Here is an 8,780-nt window from a genome sequence, read left to right as displayed (position 1 = left end):
TTCGTCTAGCGGCCCAGGACACCGCCCTCTCACGGCGGCGGCACGGGTTCAAATCCCGTACGGGGTACAGAGAAGAAGGCCTCCACCATCAGGTGGGGGCCTTCTTTCGCGTCGGGCGTCGACTCAGGGTTCCAACGTCGCGTGGCGCCGCTCGTCGTCGCGGGGGCCGACGGCCAGCGCCACCGCGGGGAACACGGCCGACAGGGCGAACAGCGCGGGGAAACCGATGCCGGCGACGACGGCACCGGCCAATGGGGGAGTGGCGGCGTAAATGATGTTCTGGAACGTGTTCTGGGTGCCCAGCGCGCGGCCCGACCACAGTGGGCCGGCGTACTCGGCCACGGCGGTGAAGGCCAGGCCATTCGGCGACACCGAGGCGACGGCGAGCGCACCGACGATGATCGTCGCCACTATGCCCAGGGGAGAGGTGGCGAAGGCGTCGGCTCCGGCCCCTTCGGAGGTGCCGGCCGCCCAGCCTGCGCCCAGGCCGTCGAAAAGCGCCATGAGCAACAGCAAACCGAGCGTGACCACGGCGACGTGCCGATACGGGCGCAGACGCGAGCGCGCCCGGTCGGAGATGAAACCCATCGCCGCACGCGAGCCGGCGCCGCAGAGCTGGGCGATCATGACGATGACGCCGGCGGAGACCTCCGAATGCCCGCGCGCGATGAGCCACACGAGAATGAAGGAGCCCATCATCGACTGCGGCCACGACAGCATCGCCGACGCCACGTGGATGCGCACCAGGTACCGCGAACCCCGGTAGGGGCTCACTGCGGCCGCCGCATGATCGGCGGAACCCGACGCGGGCCGCGGCGGATCCTTGATGCCCAGCAGGCACGCCACGGCGAGCACGGCGCACAATGCGGCGGCGAAGAACAGAGCCGCGCGGATGCCGTGCGCGGCCGCGAGGACGGGCAGCGTCACGGCGGACAGTGCGGCGCCGAGGGGCTGCGCCATCTGCCGGATTCCCATCGCCGTGCCGCGCTGGGAGGGCGGGTACCAGCCCGAGACCACGCGTCCCGACGCCGAATTGACCGATGCGGCCGCGCAGCCCGCGAGGAACAGGGCCCCGGCCAGCAGGACGGGGCCGGAATCGGAGGCCCAGGCCGCGAGGCCCGTCATCGCCGCGGTGGAGCCCAGGCCAAGGGACAGGGCGGCGCGCTCGCCGAAGACGTCGACGAACCATCCCCACGCGATGAGCGTGACCACGATGCCCGCCGCCGGCATTGCGGCGATGAGGCCGGCGGCCGGCAGCGAAAGCCCCGACGCCGTCAGCGCCGGGATGAGGAACGGCGTGCCCATGTGGACGACGGAGGACCCGACGGCGGCGAGCGTCGACAAGCCGAGGACGAAATGCCGGTACATGGGGGACACGGGGGTTGCAGAGGACGCGGCAGGGCCAGCGGCCCCGGCGGGCGCGGGGGACACTACAGCCGCTTCTCCATGTCGGCCGCGGCGGCGAGCACCTCGCGACCCCATGCCTCGTACGGCGACGGCGACAGGCGCTCGACCGGCCCGGAAATCGACAGCACCGCTACGATCTCCCCGGCGCCGTCGCGGACCGGAGCAGAGACGCTGGCGAGCGCGGGGTCGCGCTCGCCCATGGACTCGGCCCAACCTTGCTTTTCGACGTCGGCCAGCTCCGCCGCGTCGAAGTCGGCATCGGGCAAGATGCGCTCCGCCAAGCCCGGCGGACCATAGGCCAGGAGGATCTTCGCCGCGGAACCCGCGGACAACGGCATGCGCGATCCGACGGGGACGGTGTTGCGCAGGCCCGTGGGCGGTTCGAGGGAGGCGATGCACGTGCGGGTGTCGCCGGTGAGGCGATAGAGCTGAACGGACTCGCCGGTGGTCTCCATGAGGCGGGGAAGCACGTGGGCGGCGGCGTCGGCCAGCAGGTCCGAGGTCACCGGAGTCAGGTCGGTGAGGCCGGGGCCCGTCGTCCAGCGTCCGTCCGGGGTGCGGGTGACCAGACGGTGCACCTCGAGCGCCGTGGCCAGGCGGTGCGCGGTGGCGCGCGGCAGGCCGGTGCGGTCGCACAACTCGGCCAGCGTGCAGGGGCCGGCGGCGACGGTGGTGAGGATGAGAACGGACCGGTCGAGGACCTTGATCCCGCTCATCGGGGCGGCGTCGGCTGTGCTAGTCTGTCCCATGCCATGATATTAACATCTCACGATCTGGGACGTATGCATCGGAGCCGTCACCCCGGCACGATACGCCCGATCCGAGGATGACACAGCAGCCCATCACGACCCGAGAGGTGACCATGAGCACCACGGACGCCAGCCCGAAGACGCTCGCCGAAAAGGTGTGGCGCGACCACGTCGTCAAGCAGGGCGAGAACGGTGAACCCGATCTCATCTACATCGATCTCCACCTCGTCCACGAGGTGACGTCCCCGCAGGCCTTCGACGGCCTGCGCCTCGCCGGACGCCAGGTCCGCCGCCCGGACCTCACCATCGCCACCGAGGACCACAACGTGCCCACCGACGGCGTCGGCGGCGGCGCGATCGAGCTCATCAAGGAGCCGACCTCGCGCACGCAGATCGCCACCCTGCGCTCCAACGCCGAGGAATTCGGCATCCGCCTGCACCCCATGGGCGACCGCGAGCAGGGTATCGTCCACGTCGTCGGCCCCCAGCTGGGCCTCACCCAGCCCGGCACCACCGTCGTGTGCGGCGACTCCCACACCGCCACCCACGGCGCGTTCGGCGCCATGGCCTTCGGCATCGGCACCTCCGAGGTCGAGCACGTCCTGGCCACCCAAACGCTGCCGCTCAAGCCCTTCAAGACCATGGCGGTCAACGTCTCCGGCGAGCTGCGCCCGGGCGTGACGTCGAAGGACCTGATCCTCGCGATCATCGCCAAGATCGGCACCGGCGGCGGCCAGGGCCACGTCATCGAGTACCGCGGCGAGGCCATCGAGAAGCTGTCGATGGAAGCCCGCATGACCATCTGCAACATGTCCATCGAGGCCGGCGCCCGCGCGGGCATGATCGCCCCCGACGCGACCACCTACGAGTACCTCAAGGGCCGCCCCCACGCGCCGCAGGGCAAGGAGTGGGACGCCGCCGTCGCGTACTGGGATTCACTGGTCACTGACGTCGACGCCGAGTTCGACACCGTCGTCGAGATCGACGGCTCCGCGCTGACGCCCTTCGTCACCTGGGGCACCAACCCCGGCCAGGGCGTCCCGCTGGGCGAGACCGTGCCCGACCCGGAGCTCATCTCCGGCGACGACGAGCGCCTCGCCGCCGAGCGCGCCCTGGAGTACATGGACCTGAAGCCCGGCACCCCGATGCGCGAGATCCCCGTCGACGTCGTCTTCGTCGGCTCCTGCACCAACGGCCGCATCGAGGACATGCGCGCCGTCGCGGACATCCTCAAGGACCGCAAGGTCGCCGAGGGCGTCCAGATGCTCGTCGTCCCCGGCTCCGCCCGCGTCCGCGAGCTCGCCGAGGCCGAGGGCCTCGACGCCGTGTTCACCGCCGCCGGCGCCGAGTGGCGCCAGCCCGGCTGCTCCATGTGCCTGGGCATGAACCCCGACCAGCTCGAGCCCGGCCAGCGCTGCGCCTCGACCTCGAACCGCAACTTCGAGGGCCGCCAGGGCAAGGGCGGCCGCACCCACCTGGTCAGCCCGGCCGTCGCCGCCGCCTCCGCCGTCGTCGGCCGCCTGGCGTCGCCGGAAGACCTGTAGCCCGAACACCGACACGTACTCCGAAAGGACTCCGATCATGGAGAAGTTCACCACCCACACCGGTGTCGGCGTGCCGCTGCGGCGCTCCAACGTCGACACCGACCAGATCATCCCGGCGGTCTACCTCAAGCGCGTCACCCGCTCCGGCTTCGAGGACGGCCTGTTCAAGAACTGGCGCGTCAACGAGGACGATTTCGTGCTCAACCGCCCCGTCTATGCCAACGGTTCGGTGCTCGTCGCCGGCCCGGACTTCGGCACCGGCTCGTCGCGCGAGCACGCCGTGTGGGCGCTCATGGACTACGGCTTCCGCGTCGTCATCTCGTCCCGCTTCGCCGACATCTTCCGCGGCAACTCCGGCAAGGCCGGCCTGCTCGCCGCGCAGATGGAGCAGTCGGACGTCGAACTGCTGTGGAAGAAGCTCGAGGAGGAGCCGGGCCTGGAGCTCACCGTCGACCTGGAGGCCCGCACCGTCGCCGCCGGCGACACCGTGCTGCCCTTCGACGTCGACGACTACACCCGCTGGCGCCTGCGCGAGGGACTTGACGACATCTCGTTGACCCTGCGAAATGAAGCGGAAATTAAGGTTTTTGAGGAATCCCGGCCCTCCCACAAGCCGCGTACCCTGCAGTAAAACCCCAGTTCCGGCCGGGGTGAGGGCGTCACGTTCGCGTGGCGCCCTTCGTCATGCGGGGTTAAGTTGAGGGGAGAGTCACGGGATGGAAAAGTGATCACTCGATTAAGTGAGGGCTATGGAACATCCCGGGCGCCGAAAGTCCTTCCGCCCGTTAGCATCCCCCGAATTCCCCGGAGGCCATCCGCGATGAACAAGGCCGATCTCGTCGCCGAACTCGCAGAAAAGCTCGACATCAACCAGGCCGATGCCGCCGCCGCGATCGAGGGCACGCTGGACCTCATCGTCCGCTCGGTGGCCGTGGGCGAATCGGTGACCATCATGGGCTTCGGCACCTTCGAGGCCCGCGAACGCGCACCCCGCACCGCCCGCAACCCGCACACGGGCGAGACCATCGAGGTCCCCGCCACGCGCAGCCCCGCCTTCCGCCCGGGCAACTATTTCCGCAGCGTGGTCAAGGAAGGCCGCGTGGGCGACGGCGGCATTTCGGTGCGCCGCTCGTCGTCCCACACCGGCTTCGACGCCTGATCCGCTCCACGACGAAAAGCCGGCCCCGACGTTCCACGTCGGGGCCGGCTTCGTCGTCAAGCAAAGCGCGAAACTGCGCGACCTACTTCACCGGCAGGGCGCTGGCGTAGTAATCGGCGGTGGTGAGCACGCCGTCGTTGAACCCCAGCACCCACGCGGACCCCTTCTTGCAGGGGATGTCGGCGATGGGCAGGGTGCCGTTGGCCGACAGCCACGCGATGGTGTCGGGGATGACCGTGCCCTGGGCGCAGATGACGGACACGCCGCCCTCCGCCACGACCTCCATGAACCGGCGCTGGGAATCGACCAGCCGGGAGATGCAGGCCTCGTCGCCGAAGAGCTCGTCGACGACGACCTCGGCGCCCAACTCCGCGGCCAGCGGCTCGACGGTGTGGATGCAGCGCACCGGCTCGGCGGAGTACACGCGCTCCGGGCGGAAGGGCAGCAGCTCGGGGACGAGCAACTCGGACTGGCGGCGGCCCTTCTTGTCCAGGGGGCGCAGATTGTCGTCGCCGGCCCAGTTCTTGCGGGCGTGCGCGCGGCCGTGGCGGACGTAGATGACGCGGGTGTCGGGCTCGTTGCCCAGGCGCTTGCGGGCCTTGTTCAGCACGTCGACGTCGAGGTCGTAGGTCAGCAGCTCCGCGGCCTCGTCGAAGCTGACCCAGCGCAGCTCGTCGACCTCGGAATTGGCGGCGAACTCGCCGTCGAGGACCTCCGCCGTCCAGTACCAGACCAGCTTCGTGCGGCCCGCGACCGGATACGTGACGTTGCCCAGCAGCTTGCCCAGCCGCACGGTGTAACCGGTCTCCTCGCGGATCTCGCGCTCGGCGGTCATCGGCAGGTTCTCGCCCGGGTCGAGCTTGCCCTTCGGCAGCGACCAGTCGTCGTAGCCGGGGCGGTGGATGATGCCGATCTCCGGATCCGCCACGTCCCCGCGCCACAGGACCGCGCCGGCGGCGTACGTCGGCTTGGACACGCCCTCGCCCGGCTCGGGCCCGATCTCCCGCAACCGCCCCGTCAGGCTCTGGTCGTTGACCTGGTCCTTGTCGTTTTCATGCAGCGTCATGTGGTTCGGGACTCCTGTGCGCCGCCTGCGGAGCGGCGTTCGACGGTGGGCTGGGTGGTGCTTCGACCAAGCATAACCCCGGGCCGGTTGCCTCACCTCCCGTACGCGGGAGGGCCCGGCGTGGCTAGGCTTGACGACGAAAGCGGTTCCCGGAGGGGCGTTTGCGCCCATTCGGCCGGCTGCCCGAAACATCCGAATGATCCGATGCATCCGAAGCGATTGGGGAGGAACCAGCGATGGTGGACGTGGCCGTGATGGGCGCGGGTTCGTGGGGCACGACTCTGGCGAAGGTCTTCGCCGACGCCGGCAACCCGGTGCGCCTGTGGGCGCGGCGCGGCGAGCAGGCGGAACGGATCCAGACCACCCGCGAGAACGCCGACTACCTGCCCGGGCTGGTGCTGCCGGAGAACATCGTCGCCACCGACGACGCCGCGGCGACGCTCGACGGCGCCGACATCGTCGTGCTGGCCGTGCCGTCGCAGACGCTGCGCGTGAACCTGGCCGAGTGGCGCGACCTCATCGCCCCGCAGGCGACGCTGCTCAGCCTGGCCAAGGGCATCGAGCGCGAGTCGCACAAGCGCATGAGCGAGGTCATCACCGAGGTCGCGGAGGTCCCCGAAGAGCGCGTCGCCGTGCTCTCCGGCCCGAACCTGGCGCGCGAGATCGCCGCCGGCCAGCCCGCCGCGACGGTCATCGCGTGCACGGACGTCACCCGCGCCCAGCTGGTGCAGGCCGCCGTGGCCACCGGGTACTTCCGCCCGTACACCAACCCCGACGTCATCGGCTGCGAGATCGGCGGCGCGTGCAAGAACGTCATCGCCCTGGCCTGCGGCATGGCGACCGGGCAGGGGATGGGCGAGAACACGCTGGCGACCATCATCACCCGCGGCCTCGCCGAGATCACCCGTCTGGGCGTCGCCGCCGGCGCGCAGGAGAAGACCTTCTCCGGCCTGGCCGGCCTCGGCGACCTCGTGGCCACGTGCTCCTCGCCGCTGTCGCGCAACCGCACCTTCGGCGAACGCATGGGTCGCGGCGACTCCGTCGAGGAAGCCCAGCACGCCACGCGCGGCCAGGTCGCCGAGGGCGTCATCTCCTCCATCTCCGTCCGAGAGCTGGCGCGCGAATACGACGTCGAGATGCCCATCACCGAAGCCGTCCACGCCGTCTGCCATCAGGGCGTGTCGGTCGAGGAGATGATCCGCGCGCTGATGGGCCGCTCCCGCAAGGCCGAGTAGCGGGGACGCGCGCCGGGTCGTCGCAAAGCAAAGGCGGTCCGTGCCCGGGGGTAGGATGCGAAACCATGACTGAGCCTGCGCAGCGCGCCTCCGATGACCGCATCGCCGTCGCCGTCCTCTACGGCGGCGCGAGCCCCGAGCACAACGTGTCCTGCGTGTCCGCCGGCGCGATCATGGCGCACCTCGACGCCGAGACGTACCGCGTCGTGCCGGTCGGCATCACCCGCGAGGGCACGTGGACGCCGGGCATCGCCGACCCGGAGGCGCTGAGCAAGCACGGCCGCGAACTGCCGCACGTCGCCGACGTCGAGGAGGGCGGGGATGAGCTGCAGCTGTCCGCCGACCCGAAGCGCGCCGGCGAGCTGCGCTACGTCGCCGGGCCGCGGGCGGGGGAGGTGCACGACGTCGTCGACGTGGTGTTCCCCGTGCTGCACGGGCCCAATGGCGAGGACGGCACCATCCAGGGCCTGCTGGAACTGTCGCGCATCCCGTTCGTCGGGCCGGGCGTGCTGGCGTCGGCGGCGGGCATGGACAAGGAGCGGACCAAGAACCTCGCCGTCGCCGGCGGCATCCCCGTCGGCGAGCAGGCGGTGCTGCTCGAGGGCGAGGAGCTCGAGGCGGCCGATCGCGAGCGGCTGGGGCTGCCGGTGTTCGTGAAGCCGGCGCGCGGCGGGTCGTCGATCGGCATTTCCAAGGTCGATTCCTGGGACGACTTCGACGCCGCGCTGGAGCTGGCGCGCGCCCACGACGCGAAGGTGATCGTGGAGAAGGGCATCGTCGGCGCCGAGGTCGAGTGCGGCGTGCTGCAGCGGCCCGACGGCGAGCTGGTGGCGTCCGCGCCCGCGCAGCTGGCGGGCACCGAAGATTCCGACGAGGGCTTCTACGGCTTCGACACCAAGTACCTCGACGACGTCGTCACCGCGCAGATCCCCGCGCAGCTGCCGGCCGAGACCATCGCCGAGGTGCAGGAGCTGTCCAAGCGCGCCTTCCGGTCCATCGGCTGCGACGGCCTGACCCGCGTCGACTTCTTCGTCACCGCCGACGGGCCGGTGCTCAACGAGGTCAACACCATGCCGGGCTTCACCCCGATTTCCATGTACCCGCAGATGTTCGCCGCCTCCGGCGTGCCCTACGCCGAGCTGCTGAGCACCCTCGTCCAGCGCGCCCTGGTCGCGCGGAGGTAGGTGCGGGGCGGGCGGTGGGGCCTGCCTGCTTTGCTTGCTTGACGACGGGGCGGCGCACCACACGGCAGGTGCGCCGCCCTTTCGCATGGGCGGGGATGGTTCGGTCGGGGGCGAACCATCGGAATACACGCCCGGTCCCTGACTGCAGGGGCATCCCTTCATCGCACGCAGAAACGATGAGTCGTGCCAAGCCGGCTGCCTTCGCGTGGTGCCGGCAAAAGTACAGTGACGGGTGTAGCAAACGGGGTTAGTGCAGGCGGAAGACGTTTCACGCCCCACATCCAGTGGGGCCCAACCCTTTCATCGGCCATCGTGTGTGCGGTCCGGAAGAGTTCATGGTTAGCACTGGCGTTCTAGGGTGTTCGGGCTTAGCTTTGGGTCCATGAGCACACCAGCGGGATGCGCCGCCGATCTCCTGGTAGCCATCGATGCGATT

At 70.2% G+C, this 8,780-nt stretch carries 8 protein-coding genes; 5 read left to right on the top strand and 3 right to left on the bottom strand.

Features of this window, described 5'->3' with window-relative positions; genetic code table 11:
- Positions 1-123 precede the first annotated feature (123 nt).
- Both GX015_RS09785 and GX015_RS09780 read right to left on the bottom strand, forming a co-directional pair.
- Positions 124-1,368, bottom strand: coding sequence for an MFS transporter (locus tag GX015_RS09785; protein ID WP_291344754.1), 1,245 nt, complete (start codon positions 1,366-1,368; stop codon positions 124-126).
- Between the two features lie 62 nt (positions 1,369-1,430).
- Positions 1,431-2,156 (bottom strand): IclR family transcriptional regulator, encoded by a 726-nt coding sequence (locus GX015_RS09780; protein ID WP_291344752.1) that lies wholly within the window; start codon positions 2,154-2,156, stop codon positions 1,431-1,433.
- Positions 2,157-2,269: 113 nt separating this feature from the next.
- Here GX015_RS09780 and leuC point away from each other — a divergent pair, with 113 nt between their 5' ends.
- From leuC to GX015_RS09765, 3 genes are all read left to right on the top strand, one after another.
- Complete coding sequence (leuC, locus tag GX015_RS09775) at positions 2,270-3,700, top strand: 3-isopropylmalate dehydratase large subunit (RefSeq protein WP_291344750.1); 1,431 nt, start codon at positions 2,270-2,272, stop codon at positions 3,698-3,700.
- A gap of 37 nt (positions 3,701-3,737) precedes the next feature.
- Entirely contained in the window at positions 3,738-4,331 is a 594-nt protein-coding gene (gene leuD, locus GX015_RS09770) for a 3-isopropylmalate dehydratase small subunit (protein ID WP_291344748.1), read from the top strand.
- Positions 4,332-4,520: 189 nt separating this feature from the next.
- Entirely contained in the window at positions 4,521-4,859 is a 339-nt protein-coding gene (locus GX015_RS09765; RefSeq protein ID WP_291344746.1) for an HU family DNA-binding protein, read from the top strand.
- Between the two features lie 82 nt (positions 4,860-4,941).
- Here GX015_RS09765 and GX015_RS09760 read toward each other — a convergent pair whose 3' ends face one another.
- Complete coding sequence (locus GX015_RS09760) at positions 4,942-5,925, bottom strand: bifunctional NUDIX hydrolase/histidine phosphatase family protein (RefSeq protein ID WP_291344744.1); 984 nt, start codon at positions 5,923-5,925, stop codon at positions 4,942-4,944.
- Positions 5,926-6,161: 236 nt separating this feature from the next.
- Between GX015_RS09760 and GX015_RS09755 the strand changes: the two genes are divergently transcribed.
- Entirely contained in the window at positions 6,162-7,160 is a 999-nt protein-coding gene (locus tag GX015_RS09755; RefSeq protein WP_291344742.1) for an NAD(P)H-dependent glycerol-3-phosphate dehydrogenase, read from the top strand.
- Between the two features lie 65 nt (positions 7,161-7,225).
- Positions 7,226-8,344: a D-alanine--D-alanine ligase family protein gene (locus GX015_RS09750; RefSeq protein ID WP_102212034.1), complete on the top strand. Its 1,119-nt coding sequence runs from the start codon at positions 7,226-7,228 to the stop codon at positions 8,342-8,344.
- The last annotated feature ends 436 nt before the right edge of the window (positions 8,345-8,780 follow it).

The organism is Corynebacterium sp., from assembly GCF_012837295.1.
In the GTDB taxonomy this organism is placed as follows: Bacteria; Actinomycetota; Actinomycetes; order Mycobacteriales; family Mycobacteriaceae; genus Corynebacterium.
The sequence above is the reverse complement of the archived record's forward strand: the minus strand, read 5'-3'. Positions and strand labels throughout refer to the sequence as shown.

Bases quoted from the DNA above. Each gene is read 5' to 3' on its own strand.
- GX015_RS09785 (WP_291344754.1), bottom strand. From the start codon at position 1,368: ATGTACCGGCATTTCGTCCTCGGCTTGTCGACGCTCGCCGCCGTCGGG.
- GX015_RS09780 (WP_291344752.1), bottom strand. From the start codon at position 2,156: ATGGGACAGACTAGCACAGCCGACGCCGCCCCGATGAGCGGGATCAAG.
- leuC (WP_291344750.1), top strand. From the start codon at position 2,270: ATGAGCACCACGGACGCCAGCCCGAAGACGCTCGCCGAAAAGGTGTGG.
- leuD (WP_291344748.1), top strand. From the start codon at position 3,738: ATGGAGAAGTTCACCACCCACACCGGTGTCGGCGTGCCGCTGCGGCGC.
- GX015_RS09765 (WP_291344746.1), top strand. From the start codon at position 4,521: ATGAACAAGGCCGATCTCGTCGCCGAACTCGCAGAAAAGCTCGACATC.
- GX015_RS09760 (WP_291344744.1), bottom strand. From the start codon at position 5,925: ATGACGCTGCATGAAAACGACAAGGACCAGGTCAACGACCAGAGCCTG.
- GX015_RS09755 (WP_291344742.1), top strand. From the start codon at position 6,162: ATGGTGGACGTGGCCGTGATGGGCGCGGGTTCGTGGGGCACGACTCTG.
- GX015_RS09750 (WP_102212034.1), top strand. From the start codon at position 7,226: ATGACTGAGCCTGCGCAGCGCGCCTCCGATGACCGCATCGCCGTCGCC.